General features: G+C 33.4%; 13 protein-coding genes. 7 read left to right on the forward strand and 6 right to left on the reverse strand.

Translation table 11 applies throughout. The features are described from left to right. Positions 1–151 precede the first annotated feature (151 nt). Positions 152–1,186 carry a molybdopterin-guanine dinucleotide biosynthesis protein B gene (mobB, locus tag SM9_RS10780; RefSeq protein WP_058740140.1) on the forward strand — a complete coding sequence of 345 codons (1,035 nt, stop codon included), beginning with the start codon at positions 152–154 and terminating at the stop codon, positions 1,184–1,186. A 2-nt stretch (positions 1,187–1,188) separates the two neighbouring features. Next, positions 1,189–2,121, forward strand: a complete 933-nt coding sequence (moaA, locus tag SM9_RS10785; protein WP_058740141.1) for a GTP 3',8-cyclase MoaA — start codon at positions 1,189–1,191, stop codon at positions 2,119–2,121. On the opposite strand, the gene SM9_RS10790 is transcribed toward moaA, so the two are convergent. The 5 genes from SM9_RS10790 to SM9_RS10810 form a co-directional block, all read right to left on the reverse strand. Then, the gene (locus SM9_RS10790; RefSeq protein WP_058740142.1) at positions 2,118–3,185 is read right to left on the reverse strand and encodes an acyltransferase; all 1,068 of its coding nucleotides are present in this window, start codon (positions 3,183–3,185) and stop codon (positions 2,118–2,120) included. The genes moaA and SM9_RS10790 overlap by 4 nt on opposite strands. A gap of 67 nt (positions 3,186–3,252) precedes the next feature. After that, positions 3,253–4,461 (reverse strand): Coenzyme F420 hydrogenase/dehydrogenase, beta subunit C-terminal domain, encoded by a 1,209-nt coding sequence (locus SM9_RS10795; RefSeq protein ID WP_058740143.1) that lies wholly within the window; start codon positions 4,459–4,461, stop codon positions 3,253–3,255. A gap of 17 nt (positions 4,462–4,478) precedes the next feature. Next, complete coding sequence (fdhF, locus tag SM9_RS10800) at positions 4,479–6,644, reverse strand: formate dehydrogenase subunit alpha (RefSeq protein ID WP_083495907.1); 2,166 nt, start codon at positions 6,642–6,644, stop codon at positions 4,479–4,481. 76 nt (positions 6,645–6,720) lie between these two features. Beyond that, positions 6,721–7,512 (reverse strand): formate/nitrite transporter family protein, encoded by a 792-nt coding sequence (locus SM9_RS10805; protein WP_058740144.1) that lies wholly within the window; start codon positions 7,510–7,512, stop codon positions 6,721–6,723. Positions 7,513–8,085: 573 nt separating this feature from the next. Next, positions 8,086–8,658 carry an FmdE family protein gene (locus SM9_RS10810; RefSeq protein ID WP_058740145.1) on the reverse strand — a complete coding sequence of 191 codons (573 nt, stop codon included), beginning with the start codon at positions 8,656–8,658 and terminating at the stop codon, positions 8,086–8,088. A 105-nt stretch (positions 8,659–8,763) separates the two neighbouring features. Here SM9_RS10810 and fdhD point away from each other — a divergent pair, with 105 nt between their 5' ends. Continuing rightward, the gene (fdhD, locus tag SM9_RS10815) at positions 8,764–9,513 is read left to right on the forward strand and encodes a formate dehydrogenase accessory sulfurtransferase FdhD (protein ID WP_157064734.1); all 750 of its coding nucleotides are present in this window, start codon (positions 8,764–8,766) and stop codon (positions 9,511–9,513) included. A gap of 2 nt (positions 9,514–9,515) precedes the next feature. On the opposite strand, the gene hxlB is transcribed toward fdhD, so the two are convergent. Further along, positions 9,516–10,106 carry a 6-phospho-3-hexuloisomerase gene (gene hxlB / locus SM9_RS10820; RefSeq protein ID WP_058740147.1) on the reverse strand — a complete coding sequence of 197 codons (591 nt, stop codon included), beginning with the start codon at positions 10,104–10,106 and terminating at the stop codon, positions 9,516–9,518. 57 nt (positions 10,107–10,163) lie between these two features. Here hxlB and SM9_RS10825 point away from each other — a divergent pair, with 57 nt between their 5' ends. The 4 genes from SM9_RS10825 (at position 10,164) to thiC (ending at position 14,438) form a co-directional block, all read left to right on the forward strand. Continuing rightward, positions 10,164–11,033: a LysR family transcriptional regulator gene (locus tag SM9_RS10825; RefSeq protein WP_058740148.1), complete on the forward strand. Its 870-nt coding sequence runs from the start codon at positions 10,164–10,166 to the stop codon at positions 11,031–11,033. 152 nt (positions 11,034–11,185) lie between these two features. Next, positions 11,186–12,100, forward strand: a complete 915-nt coding sequence (locus SM9_RS10830) for a carbohydrate kinase family protein (RefSeq protein WP_058740149.1) — start codon at positions 11,186–11,188, stop codon at positions 12,098–12,100. A gap of 73 nt (positions 12,101–12,173) precedes the next feature. Continuing rightward, on the forward strand, positions 12,174–12,998 hold the full coding sequence (locus tag SM9_RS10835) for an SPL family radical SAM protein (RefSeq protein WP_232299130.1): 825 nt from the start codon (positions 12,174–12,176) through the stop codon (positions 12,996–12,998). Between the two features lie 141 nt (positions 12,999–13,139). Then, positions 13,140–14,438 (forward strand): phosphomethylpyrimidine synthase, encoded by a 1,299-nt coding sequence (gene thiC / locus SM9_RS10840; RefSeq protein ID WP_058740150.1) that lies wholly within the window; start codon positions 13,140–13,142, stop codon positions 14,436–14,438. The last annotated feature ends 75 nt before the right edge of the window (positions 14,439–14,513 follow it).

The following is a 14,513-nucleotide window of genomic DNA, read 5'->3' on the forward strand; positions in this document are numbered from 1 at the left end:
TTAGTAATACTATAATATAATGAAAGTATTACAAAAATGGCAAAAACATGCTAATTTTTTTAGGTTTACCTAAAATGTGTAGTAACTACACATATCAATCTATTAATAATTTAAAAAATATAATAATATAATATTGAAAGGGGATTATGAAATGAAAATCGTGTCAATTGTGGGGAGAAAAAATACAGGTAAGACTTCGCTAACGGTGAAAGTTATCGAGGAACTTACAAATAGAGGATATAATGTTGCATCAGTAAAGCATTCACATCACTCTATAGAAATGGATAAGGAAAATACCGATACTTGGAAACATAAACAAGCAGGAGCAAATTTGGTTGTTGGTGTAGGGTCAACCACTTTTTTCAATTCAAGAAATGAACATGACTTGAATAGAATATTATATCTGCTTAAGCACTTTGATGATTTTGACTTTGTAATTATAGAAGGATATAAAGCATACAACTATCCGAAAATTGCTACTTCAAGTGATGTCGTTGACAAATACACAATCAAACAGGTGGATTCATTTACAATAACCGAAAAGGGAGTGAGTGAACTTGCTGATTTGATTGAAGAGAAAGGTCATGACATCGTCGACACATTATTTAAAAGAAACTGCGGATATAATGATGGCGAGTCAATAGCCAATGAAATCCGCAAAGGAAATATCAAAACTGATGAGTTAGATGATGTTGTCAGTTACCTGTCCATTGACGGCAAAGTAATTGGGCTGAACAGATTCGTAAGTGATTATTTCAAACAGGTAAACCTTGGAATCATCAACACATTGAACATTAAAGATTATGGCGTTGAAGACATAGGAAAAATAGAACTGGTAATAAACAATGAAAGTAAAATAAACAACAACCACCCAAACGGCGAAATTTTCATCAATCAAAAACCCCTGGAAATAAACGGATTTGTAATGGACATCATTTCAAATTCCATTAAAGGAATGATAAACTCCCTCAAGACAGATGAAGACATTGAAAAGATTACTGTTGAAATTAAAGGCATTGAAAACAGCGAACTTTATAATGCAGATATTGATTTGAAAATTAATGATAATAACTTGGACATCAATAAATTCACCTGCGGAATCCTTAAAGAAAGCGTTTTTGCTATGATTAGCACATTGAAAGTTGATGAAGAGATTAATGAAATAAAAATTGATGTGGAAGTATAATCATGAGCGAAAGAGTAGTAAAAGACAAATATGACAGGCCGATACTTTCACTAAGAATTACATTGACAAACAGATGCAATGTCAACTGCATCTACTGCCACCACGACGGCATGAGATCATCCAAAAATGAGATGACACCCGATGAAATTTATAAAATCTGTCAGATTGCAAAAAGAATTGGCGTCAGAAAGATTAGGCTTTCAGGTGGAGAGCCACTGATTAGAAAGGATATAGTTGAAATCGTGTCAAAAATCAACAGTATAGGATTTAATGACATTTCAATAACGACAAATGGAATATTGCTTGAAAAATATGCAAAAGACCTGAAAGAGGCAGGGCTTGATAGAGTAAACGTAAGTCTTGATACATTAAACCCTGAAACCTACGAATTCATAACAAAAAAAGACTATCTTGAAGCTGCCAAAAAAGGAATTTTGAAAAGTGTTGAAGTAGGGCTTTATCCAGTTAAAATCAATATGGTCATTATGAGAGACATTAACGAGCATGAAATAAAGGATATGTTCAACTTTTGTAAAGACAATAACATGGTTCTTCAATTGATAGAACTGATTGAAAGTGAAAACTGTGATGACGATAAATTCTCTGCCGAATACCATTATAAGTTAGATATGGTTGAGGAAAGATTATCTGATATAGCTGACGAAGTAAGAGAACGTGAATTTATGCAGGGTCGTCGTAAATATTACATTAACGGTGGAGAAATCGAGGTAGTTAAGCCTGTAGATAACTCTAAATTTTGTGCAAATTGCACCAGATTAAGAGTAACTCCTGATGGAAAAATTAAACCTTGCCTGCTTAGAAACGACAATCTTGTCGATATTATCACAGACATCAGAAACAATGAAAGTGATGAAAAATTAGAAGAAATCTTTTTGAAAGGTATAGACAAACGTGAACCTTTCAATACTGATTAAGTAACAAACTCTTTCATATGTGGTATCTTTTCCAATATTGCAATTATACTCCATGATATGAATAAAGTAAGAACAAACAGGAGTAAAGACCATAATTTGAAACGACCGTTAAATGAAGCGTAAATAACGCCATTAACCAAATATAAAACAATTAAATGGAAAAGATAAATACCATAACTACATTTTGCAAGAGAATGAACACAATTAATTAAAATATTTTTTAATTTATGAAATTTAAAAAAATGCAAATTTAATTTATGAAAATTTTTAAAAAGAATAAAAATCCCAATAGATTCCACAGCAGGAAAGATTGAATATCTATTCCATTCAACAATAACTTGAGAATTTGAATAAATAAAACTAAATAACATCGAAAGTGAAACTGATAAAAATATGCAACATAAAGCAAAATAAGGATTATTTAAAATTTTTCTATTAGTGATTCTTAAATAATATCCAGCAATAACAAAACCAATAGGGCTTGAGAGATAAATTAAATAATTAGGTAATTTATGCAAAGGATCGAAAAATAAAAATGAAGATAATATCCAAATAATCATAAAATATTCCAATTCATTTTGAGAAGCATTTAATACAAATAAATTATAAATAGGAATAGTCAAATAAACACCTAAAATCATCCAGAAATACCAATAATGAGTAAATATACCTTGGGACGTGAAAATAAAATTAATTATTTCAGTGAAACTATTAAATGGAGGTATATTAAAATACAAGAACTTATAACAACCTAAAAATAATATTAAAGAAACAACAGTCCAAAATATAAACGGTTTAATGATTCTTGGAATTTTTTTAATTAAGAAAGACTTGATATTCCATTTCCGAGATAATAATAAAGCACCCGTCAACATTAAAAATAAATCAACACCACATTTAAAAAAATTTATATCAAAATTGTATATCCACCAATTTAAAGATGGACCTAAATCAAATTGTGGAATAATAGATACGCAAGTAAAAGCAGAAACATGAATTACTAAAACAGATATTATAGCAAAAGACCGGATAAAATCAAAATAAACAATACGGTTATTATTCATAATTCTCAACAATTATTTTTAAAATTTAAAAAAAATAAGAAAAAATAAATAAAGCAAAATGCTTTATCTATAATTTTTTAGCTTTTGAGATGTGTTCAGTGAATGGGATTCTGTCGTCAGTGTCGAATCCAGGGATGTATCCGTAAACTTCTCTTACTTTGTTGTTTACAGTACTCCATACTTTGGATACAGGAATTTCACAAGGACAGACATCACTACATTGACCACAGTTGGTACATGCATCAACCATGTGAACCATACGGGTTAAGTGGAAGAATGGTGCTGCAGGAGTGTATCCACCAGGTACCCATTCAGGACCTTCAGCTTCAAGACAACAGTCTTCACAGAAACATAAAGGACATGCTTCACGGCAACCGTAACATTTCATACATTTGGAGAATTCTTCATCATATTTGTGGAATACATCAATGATGTCTCCAGTGGTGTCAGCAAAGTCAACTTCTTTTTTAGCGTTGGAAGCTTTGAGCATGAAGTTGTTGATGTTTTCTCTGATTTTGATACCTTTTTCGATTGGTTCAGCAACTTCAATTAAACCTGCGTCAATAACATCAGCTAAGATTTCAGAACCTTTGTCGGTGAATACTTCTACGAAAGTAGCTTTACCAGCTAATTCACCAATAACTCCCCAGTTACCTAATGCTAAGTCAGCATTGGATGGGATTTTTAAGCTACATCTTTGACAGTTTTCTCTTCTACCCATGCCGTCTTCTTCTAAGTCTTCGATACCGAATCCTTTTTCTTCTCCGTCAGCAGTTTCCATGATGAGTTTACCTTTAGAGATTTCTTCTTTAACAACATCTTTAGGATCTAATTCGTAAACTTCTTTGATCATGTTCATGGTTGGTACAGGTGGTAAGGTACCTCCACAGTTTACACCAATCATGATGATGTTATCTCCGATGATTTTTCCTCTTTTGATTAATTCTCTGATGGTCATTGCATCACATGGTTTACATGATACTGCAATTTTCATGTCTCTGCATCCGTCTAAGTATTTGTAAACGAATTTTGCTAAGTTTAAAGTACCACAGTGAATGGAACCAGCGGTTTTGAGAATGTCTTCAGGTTCGGTTACTAAACATGGTACTGCGTCATATAAATCATGACCTTCTTCTACTCCAACAACTGCATCGACTGTTCCGCTTTCTAATAAGTGTTTCATGATGGTAGTTACAACTCCACCATATTCTCCTTTAGCTTTGATGTCGTCGTTAGCAGAGTAAGCATAGTACATTTTTTCAATATTAGCGCTCATTTAAATCTACTCCCCATTTATTTTCCTACTTGTACAGTGGTAGTTGATATATCTTCAGCTTTTACTTCAGTATCAGTACCATATTTGTAGAGTTCGTTTTTAATTTCGACTTTTTCATCGAATTTTTCAACTTCAATAGCACAAGCTTTTAATTCAACCATTTTAGATTTAGGGTCGAAAGAATCAGAGTTAGTTAATACGTTTGCAGCACATTCAGCGAAGTGCATAGGAATGTTTACAATACCTTCTCTGATATCATCAGTTACACGTGCAGGAATAGCAATTTCTCCTCTTCTTGAGAATGCTCTTACAACTTCACCGTTGATGATTCCTCTTTCTTCTGCATCTTTAGTGTTGATTTCGATGAATCCAGTTTTAACTTCGTTAGATAAGGTTTCACATCTTCTGGTCATTGCAGCGTGATAGTGGAACAATACTCTAGTGGTAGTTAATAATAATGGATATTCTTCATCTACAGTTTCAACTGGTCCTTTGTGTTCTAATGCTTGGAAGACACCTAAACCATCAGGGTGTGCAAATTTGTCTTTGTGCATTAATGGTTGACATGGGTCGTCTTCAGATGGGCAAGGCCAGTGAAGTGCTTCAGGAGTGTCTAATCTTTCACGGTTCATACCAGCCATGATAGGAGCACATTCTCTGATTTCTTCGAAGATTTCTTCAGCAGATTCGTAGTGGAATAATTCTCTTGGAACACCCATTCTAACTGCGATTTCTTCCATGATTTTCCAGTCTACCCATGCGCCTTCAGGTGGTTCTTGAGCTTTGTGTAAGCATTGAACTCTTCTTTCACCACTGGTGAATGTACCTTCTTGTTCACCCCAACCTGCTGCAGGTAAAACAACATCAGCACATTGTGCGGTATCAGTTAAGAAACATTCTTGTACAACTAACATTTCTAAGTTTTCAAGTGCTGCTTTGGTGTGTGCAACATCTGCATCAGATAATACAGGGTCTTCCCCGTGGATGTATAATACTTTTAAGTCACCAGCGTGAGCTGCATTCATCATTTCAACTAAAGTTAAACCTGGTTTGGTAGGTAAGTTAACTTCATATCCGTATCCACTGTAGTAGTCATTGAACCATGCAGTAGTTTCTTCGTCTGCAACTTTTCTGTATCCAACGTAGTCAGAAGGTAATGCACCCATATCACAAGCACCTTGTACGTTGTTTTGTCCTCTTAATGGGTTTACACCAGTACCTTGTCTACCAATGTTACCGGTTAACATTGCTAAGTTAGCAGTGGACATAACGTTATCTGCACCGTGGGAGTGTTCAGTAATACCTAATGAGTATACGATAGCCGCTTTGTCAGCAGATGCGTATTCAACAGCTAAGTGTTCAATTACTTCAGGTTTGATACCGGTAATTTCAGAAGCCATATCTAAATCGTATTTTTGTACGACTTCTTTCATTTCTTCGTAACCTTTGGTTCTGTTTGCAATGAATTCATCATCTTGTAATCCTTTGTCGATGATTACTTTAATCATTGCGTTCATTAAAGCTACGTCAGTACCAGTTTCAAATTGTACGTATTCATCTGCGATTTTTGCAGTAGGAGTGAATCTTGGGTCTAATACAACTAATTTAGCACCGTTTTGTTTAGCTTGGATCATTTTACGACCAAACAATGGGTGTGCTTCCATGTTGTTGGAACCAATACAGAATATGTAGTCTGCTTCTTTAATACTGTCGAAACCGTTTGTCATAGCACCGGAACCGAATGTAGTAGCTAAACCAGCTACAGTAGGTCCGTGACAAATACGTGCACAGTGGTCTACGTTTTGAGTACCACAAGCTACTCTTGCTAATTTTTGAGTAATGTAAATGTTTTCGTTAGGTGAACGAGCACATGCGTAGAATCCAACTTTGTTTGGATCTTCATCTGAAACTTCTTTGAGTTTGTTAGCAACTAAATCTAAAGCTTCATCCCAGGAAGCTTCTCTGAATTCGCCATTTTCTTTTATTAACGGAGTAGTTAATCTGTCTTCTCTGTTAATAAATTGATATCCAAAGTTACCTTTTGGACATACTTTACCCTCGTTTACAGGGTGTCTTTTGAAAGGTTCTACCCCAATAATTTTGCCGTCTTTAACTACGAAATTAATACCACAACCGGTACCACAGTATGGGCAAATAGATGGGACATATTTAATCTCAACCATTTTATAATCTCCAAAATTTTTATATCAAATAAAAAATTTTTAAGAAGCAATAATGCTTCTTAAATAGTTTTCACACTTATTCTTTGAGATAAGTGTACCAGTATATACAAGCTACGAAGATAGCTCCACCAACTATGTTTCCTAAAGTTACAGGAATTAAGTTGTTCATAATCATTGTAGACCAAGTTACGCCTTTTGCACCTAAGAACATACCTAAAGGTATGAAGAACATGTTTGCAACACTGTGCTCAAATCCTATGGTAACGAAAGCCATAATTGGGAACCAGATACCTACGATTTTACCGATGATATCATCAGATGCGTTAGCTAACCATACAGCTAAACATACTAACCAGTTACAACCGATAGCTCTGATGAATGCTTGATCCCAAGCTAAACCTACTTTTGCAGTAGCTACAGCAGTTGCTTTAGTTGCAAATGCTGATTCAGCAGGGAAGAGACCGCCCATGTAAGCGAGTACAAATGCAACGAATAATGCACCAACAAAGTTGAATACCCAACTTAATACCCAGTTTTTAGCGAGACCGCCAACAGAAGCGGAACCGTCTAATACACCGAGGGCCATGAACATTACATTTCCGGTAAATAATTCAGATCCTGCGAGAACAACGATAATCAAACCTACAGGGAACACTGCACCGAATACGAATTTTTCTAAACCTACAGGTGCGCCTGCGGCTAACATTCCTGCACTAGCAATTTCAGCTAGTAATCCTCCGAATGCGATATAAGCTCCTGCTAAAAAGGAGAGTAAAATCACATTTACAATATTTGCTGAGTTTTTAGCTCCAGCAGTTGCAGATATTGCTTTTGCAGTATCTACTGGACTTTTAAAAGATGAACTCATAATCTCAACCTCTTTTTATCCCCTTATAAATTAATTTATACCATAATACATAGAATCTGCCAAACAGATTAATCCATTGTATTATGGTTATTATATATTGCATTCATATAATAAAAAGGCTTTGTCATTCGATGCCAAAAGAAATATTTAAATAATATTAAATGAAAAAATATAAAGTTAATGATAAATCATGATAGACTCTTTTTCATATCGATGAATTTTTTCTATATTTTAGGAATACCTAAATAAATGGTAATTAGAATTAATAAAAAAGACTTAAATTGAATTAAAAAATAAAATAAAGTAAATAAAAGAAACTAACATTATAAAAAATAATATTGTTCGAATAAATATGAACAAAATATAATGAAAAATATTACCATATATACTACATTATTTATAAAAAAATTCATAAATATCATTTATTTTTAAATAAAACCATAAAAAAGAATATTTAATAAAAAAATAAATGGATTTGTAAAAAAATAAAAAATAAATAAAAATTAATATTATAAAAGTAATAAAACGATTTAACAAACATCAAATAAGTATTTCAAGAACTTAGAAAAATAATTAATCATCATCAATTACTTCATAGTATGCTCCATCAGCACAGGATTTGCATACAATTTCACCATCAACAATTAAATGATATCCGTCAGCTACTCTATCGCCACAAAGAGAACAGAATTCACTTGTATGTAATTTTCCAGGCATTTGCGATTCATTAAATTTTATTTTAACTTTTTGTACTTCAAATAATTCTTCGGGAGGTGTGACATTAAACCTTTCAATCATGTCTTCACGAGTTTCTTTTTTCTTATTTTTTCTATTTGCATCAGCATCAATGATTCTTAAGGCTTCACCTGTATCCATATTATAAAAAGTTGCGGCAAATTTTCCATAATATGCTTGTTTAAGAGAGCGTTTGCCCATCGAACATTTAGTAACTGCCTGAACTGCATCCGCCATACATCGATCAATCTCTAAAATAACAATTAAATTTTTATGACGAGTATTTAATTCCATACCCATTAATTCCAAACCATACATTGCAAGTTTAGTACCAATGGCTATTCCACCACAAATCTCACCATGGAATTCACCAGCAATTTGTAACTGTTCTTCATAATCTTTTTGATTCATAAGTATCACACAAAAAATTGATTTTTACTTAATTATATATTTATTATTTAACATTTATTTTATATAGCACATAATCAATATTATAATATAACAGGAGTTATAATCATGAAAATTGAAGAGATTGATGCAATATCATTTAAGAAGAACAAAGCAAAAGAAGTTAAGGAGAATGTCGTTCAGGATGAAACCATTACCTTAACCATTAATAATGACATTAGCCGTAGCTTGTCCGCGATTGAAGATTCCCTAAAAGAATTTGCTGTCGGATATATGTTTAATGAGAATATGGTTGATTCATTGGATGCTATAAAAGACATTAAAATAGAAGGAAATCAAATCTATGCTGAAATTGATGATACACTACTTAAAACCAATGAAACCGTTTTATGTTCCGATTCTGCAGGAGGCTGGAGAAGCAAAATAAAAACCGTAAAAGAAGTGGAATCTGATTTTCAGGTATCTGTCCATGAACTGATTGATAGGATTGAAGAATTGAAGAACAATGCTGAAATCTGGCAGGCTACAGGCGGGACACATGTTGCAGGAATTGTATACAAAGACCAGTTTATTGTAAAAGAAGATGTTAGCCGTCATGTTGCAGTGGATAAGGTTATTGGATACGGCCTATTGCATGACTTTGACTTGTCAAACTCATATGTGATTTACAGCGGCAGAATGCCTGCAGATATGGTCATTAAAATGACACGTGTAGGAGTTCCCATTTTAGCGTCAAATGCTGCACCTGCAAACTCAGGATATAACATTGCAAAAAAAGGAAATGTCACATTAGTAGGATTCCTACGTGGTGAAAGGTGTAATGTTTATAATAATCAAAATAGAGTAATTTTCGATTGAAATTACTCTAATACAGTATGTCTTGCTTTTAAATCACTTTCAGTTTGATGCATCTTTTCCATTAACTCAGAGACTATAGCATCCAAAAATACAAGGGTGGTTAATTCAAAAGCAGTTCCCAACGGAGTCAAAGAAGTATAGTTACCATAAATTTGACGTTTCATATAATTTTCATCATCAACTTCTTTTTTAGTCCTACCTTTAACCAGAAGACAGCAGTCAGCCAATTGACCTAAAGTTGATTCAGTGTATGATGTAACTGCTAAAACTTTTGAACCTCTTTTTTTAGCAATAGTTGCAGCAGAAACAATAGTATTTGTTTCACCAGATCCAGATATTGCTACAATACAATCATCCTCATAAATAGCTGGTGAAATAGTTTCTCCAACAACATATGCGCTTACTCCCAAATGCATTAATCTCATTGCAAATGCTTTAGCGGCAAGCCCAGACCTTCCAGCACCAGTTACAAAAACATTTTTTGATTCTATGATAATATTTTCAAATTTATCCAGTTCTTCTTCATCCAAAAATTCTTCAGCACTGACAATGTTTCCTATAATCGCTTTAATTGAACTTTTCATTAATTCCATCATATCATTCCTAAAAACACTAGATTAAATATATGAAAATACTTTAATATATAATTAATGAAACTTGAAAGCAAAGGACTGATTAGCTTAGAGATAAATGGTGAAATTTATGGTTATAAATTATATCAAAGTTTGGAGTCGTTAAACAGAACCCATTCACAGCGAAAATCTGCCAAGGAACTAAATATTTCACATACTGTTTTCAATAGAAGAATACTTAAAGCTGAATCAAAATTAGGAATTAAGTTAACTCAAAAGAAAGGCAATGGCAGTATCCTCACAAATGACGGATTGAGACTTTTGGAGGAATACCGCAAATACTTAATTCAAATTGCTGAACCGAACAACATCAATATTGCCGGAGGACACATCAGTTCAAGCCTTTTAGAAAGTATCGACTTGCCGTTCAACATTAACGTTTATAGCAGCAGTGACGAAGACGCATTCAAATTGGCAAAAAGAGGAGTGGTAGATTTATTGACATTGGATGACCCTTTAATTGCTTATGAACGTGACATAAACTTTATTCCAATAGCCTATGACTATCTTGTCCTGATTTCAAGTCCCGGTTCAAAAAAAATCACCAGCATCAAAGACCTTGACAATTTGGATTTTGTCAAAGTGGAAGGTTCTGCTCAAAGGCTTGCATGGAACAGTCTTGAACATTATGATTTGAATTACAATATCAAATATAGAGTTAATTCACAGTTTGATGCATTCAAATTAGTAAAGAATTCCAAAAACTTACATAGTTTCCTGAATGCAAGTTATTTTAATGGAAATGAAATATTAAAGTTTGATACTAGACATGTTATCAGTTTAGTTAAAGTTAACGATGATGACCCGAAAACTGATGATTTAATTAATTATTTATTGACTAAAGCTCAAAAAGATATCGAAAATCAGGGTTTTATACCCATGGATTAATACTTCTCACACGCTCTCACCAACATTATTTATACTCCAAAAACATAATGTATATTACACCTCATTTCTTAAATTGTAAATTTCATAAACTTGTGAAATTTTATAAAATATATAAATAATACTTAAAATAAAAATTACAAAAGGCGATAATTATGGTTAAAAACACAGATTTACTTGCAATTGGTCATGCGGCTCACGATTATATCATTAGAGTTCCTTCATTTCCAAAAGCCAACTTTTCATCCCCAATAACTGACATGAAAACTTTTAACGGTGGAGCAGCAGCAAATGTTGCTTGTGTTGGAGCTAATCTTGGATTGAACACTGCTTTAGTTTCAGCTGTTGGTGGGGATTTCAAGAAAACTGAATACTTCGAACATATGGAAAACTTAGGAATTGATACGGAATCATTGATAATAGTTCCTGGTGAAAAAACACCAACAGCATTTGTATTAACTGATGACAACTCTGATCAGATTAGTTATTTCTATTGGGGTGCTGCAAAGGAATTTGCTGAAAGCAAAGCACCAGCAAATGTTATTAAAAGTACTGAAGCTGTGCATTTAGCAACAGGTGACCCTGAATTCAATTGGAAATGTTCAGAAGAAGCTAAAAATGAAGATTTGCTTGTTTCATTTGACCCTGGTCAAGACCTTGGAATGTACGATACCAAAAAATTAAAAGATGTTATTGAAAACACAACAATACTTTTTGGAAATCATCATGAAATTGAAAGAATTTTAGATGCATTAGAAACTGATTTGACTGGTTTGAGAGAATTAGGTCCTAAAATAATTGTTAAAACATGTGGAGCTAACGGAAGTGAAATTTATTCCAGCGAAGACAAAGTAATAATTGATGCTATTGATGTTGATGTCGTCGACCCTACAGGTGCCGGAGACTCATATAGAGCAGGATTTTTATCAAGATTCCTGAATGGGGAATCATTAGAGGAATCTGCTAAATTCGCATCAGCAGTTTCATCATTTATCATCGAACATCAAGGATGTCAAACCAACATGCCTAGTTTTGATGATGCATTTGAAAGAATGAATGAGTTTTACTAAAACTCATCATCCACTTTTTTTGATAATTATGCACTATCGCCAAGTTAAGAGTATACTATCACCGAAAAATGGAATGAATCTTTATCGTGGCTGCTCTCACGGCTGCATTTATTGTGATTCAAGAAGTTCTGTTTATCAGATGAATCATGAATTTGAAGATATTGAAGTTAAGGAAAATGCTTTAGATTTGCTCAAAAAATCACTTAAAAACAAACGTCAAAAGGTTATGATTGGAACAGGTTCCATGGCAGATCCATACATGCCCATTGAAAAAGGACTTGAATACACCAGAAGCGCTTTAAAACTAATTTACAAATATGGCCATGGATTTACATGCATTACAAAATCAGATTTGATTTTAAGAGATATTGATTTGCTTAAAAAAATCAATGAAAATACTAAAGCAGTAGTTCAGATGACCCTGACAACATCCGATGAAGAGTTATGCAGAATTCTGGAGCCTAATGTCTGCACAACAAAAAGACGTGCGGAAGTCTTAAAAAGATTGAATGAAAACAATATCCCGACTGTCGTCTGGCTATGTCCCATTTTACCTTTCATTAATGATAATGAAAAAAACATTAATCAAATATTAGATTATTGTATTGAAAGCGATGTTAAGGGAATAATATGTTTTGAAATGGGCATGACCTTACGTGATGGAAACAGACAATATTTCTATAAAAAACTGGATGAAGATTTTCCGGGAGTGAAAGAAAAATATATTACTCATTTTAAAAGCAATTATCATATTCCCAGTCCAAATAATGCTAAATTAATGAAGATTTTTAATAAAAGAACTTCAGATGCTGGAATCATGAATAATGCAAGTGAAATTTTTAATTATCTATATGAATTTCCAGACAAAAATACGACAAAACAGTCAGTATTATTTTAAAACCTACTTTAAAATTATCAATTTATATGTATTTTGAATCAATCAATTTAAATATTATTAACACAAAAGAATTAATATCAAACAAAAATGATTATTGAATCAAATTATATTGAGTTAATTAAAAAATAATTGAGTGGTAGTATGACACAAATAAGTGATGCAAAAAAAGGTATTTTAACTGATGAAATGAAACATGTTGCAAAAATAGAAAATGTTTCAGAAGATTTTATCTTAAAATCAGTAGCTGAAGGAACTATTGTTATCCCAAGTAACGTTAACAGAGACATTGAAGCAGCAGGTATTGGTGCAGGACTTAGAACAAAAGTTAATGCAACAGTTGGAACTTCAACAGATATCGTGAACTTTGATGAAGAAGTTGAAAAAGCACAAATTGCAATCGACAACGGTGCAGACTGTTTAATGGAATTAAGTATTGGTGGAGACTTAGATGTAATAAGAAGAAGAGTGCTTGACATGTCCCCACTTCCAGTAGGATCAGTACCAGTATACCAGGCTGCAATCGAAACCATTAGAGAAGAAGGTTCCGTTGTATACATGGACGAAGACAAATTATTTAAAACTATTGAAAAACAAGCAAAAGACGGAATTGACTTCATGGCAGTCCACAGTAGTATCAACATTGAAACCTTAACAAGACTCAAAAGACAAGGCCGTGTAACCGGACTCGTTTCCAGAGGAGGATCATTCATGTCCGGATGGATTGTTGAAAATGAACAGGAAAATCCATTATACGAGAACTTCGATTATGTTTTAGAAATTGCAAAAGAACATGATGTTGTTCTTTCACTTGCAAACGGTATGAGAGCAGGATCAATTGCTGATTCAACAGACAGAGCACAAATACAAGAATTAATCATTTTAGGAGAATTAATCGACAGATCACGTGAAGCTGGAGTACAATGTATGATTGAAGGACCAGGACACATCCCAATCAATGAAATTCCAACAAACGTAATGATTCAAAAGAAAATGTGTTCAAACGCACCTTTCTACATGTTAGGACCTATTGTGTGTGATGTAGCACCAGGTTACGACCACATCGTATCCTCAATCGGAGCAGCATCATCTGCAAAAGCTGGAGCAGATTTCATATGTTATGTAACTCCTGCAGAACACTTGGCTTTACCTTCTCCGGAAGACGTGAAAGAAGGAGTTATAGCTACAAAAATTGGAGCTTACGCTGGAGACTTAGCTTCAGGACAAATTGATGGTTCACAAGATTTAGCAATGGCCGAAGCAAGAAAAAGATTAGATTGGGAAGCACAATATGAATGCGCAATGTTCCCAGCAGCTGCACGTGCAAAAAGAGATGAAAGACCTCCTGAAGAAGAAGACACATGTACCATGTGTGGAAATTACTGTGCAGTAAAAATCGTTAACGAATGGTTAGATCAATCTGACTCTGACTTAATCAAATAGATTTATCAATCTATTTTTTCTTTTTATTTTTATATATTTTAAATTATATATCACCATATGAGAACTTATTTTTGC

Source organism: Methanobrevibacter millerae (assembly GCF_001477655.1).
GTDB classification, from domain to species: domain Archaea; phylum Methanobacteriota; class Methanobacteria; order Methanobacteriales; family Methanobacteriaceae; genus Methanocatella; species Methanocatella millerae_A.

Bases quoted from the DNA above. Each gene is read 5' to 3' on its own strand.
- hxlB (WP_058740147.1), bottom strand. From the start codon at position 10,106: ATGGAATTAATGAAAAGTTCAATTAAAGCGATTATAGGAAACATTGTC.
- fdhD (WP_157064734.1), top strand. From the start codon at position 8,764: ATGAAAATTGAAGAGATTGATGCAATATCATTTAAGAAGAACAAAGCA.
- thiC (WP_058740150.1), top strand. From the start codon at position 13,140: ATGACACAAATAAGTGATGCAAAAAAAGGTATTTTAACTGATGAAATG.
- fdhF (WP_083495907.1), bottom strand. From the start codon at position 6,644: ATGGTTGAGATTAAATATGTCCCATCTATTTGCCCATACTGTGGTACC.
- SM9_RS10810 (WP_058740145.1), bottom strand. From the start codon at position 8,658: ATGAATCAAAAAGATTATGAAGAACAGTTACAAATTGCTGGTGAATTC.
- SM9_RS10805 (WP_058740144.1), bottom strand. From the start codon at position 7,512: ATGAGTTCATCTTTTAAAAGTCCAGTAGATACTGCAAAAGCAATATCT.
- SM9_RS10790 (WP_058740142.1), bottom strand. From the start codon at position 3,185: ATGAATAATAACCGTATTGTTTATTTTGATTTTATCCGGTCTTTTGCT.
- SM9_RS10830 (WP_058740149.1), top strand. From the start codon at position 11,186: ATGGTTAAAAACACAGATTTACTTGCAATTGGTCATGCGGCTCACGAT.
- mobB (WP_058740140.1), top strand. From the start codon at position 152: ATGAAAATCGTGTCAATTGTGGGGAGAAAAAATACAGGTAAGACTTCG.
- SM9_RS10795 (WP_058740143.1), bottom strand. From the start codon at position 4,461: ATGAGCGCTAATATTGAAAAAATGTACTATGCTTACTCTGCTAACGAC.
- SM9_RS10835 (WP_232299130.1), top strand. From the start codon at position 12,174: ATGAATCTTTATCGTGGCTGCTCTCACGGCTGCATTTATTGTGATTCA.
- moaA (WP_058740141.1), top strand. From the start codon at position 1,189: ATGAGCGAAAGAGTAGTAAAAGACAAATATGACAGGCCGATACTTTCA.
- SM9_RS10825 (WP_058740148.1), top strand. From the start codon at position 10,164: ATGAAACTTGAAAGCAAAGGACTGATTAGCTTAGAGATAAATGGTGAA.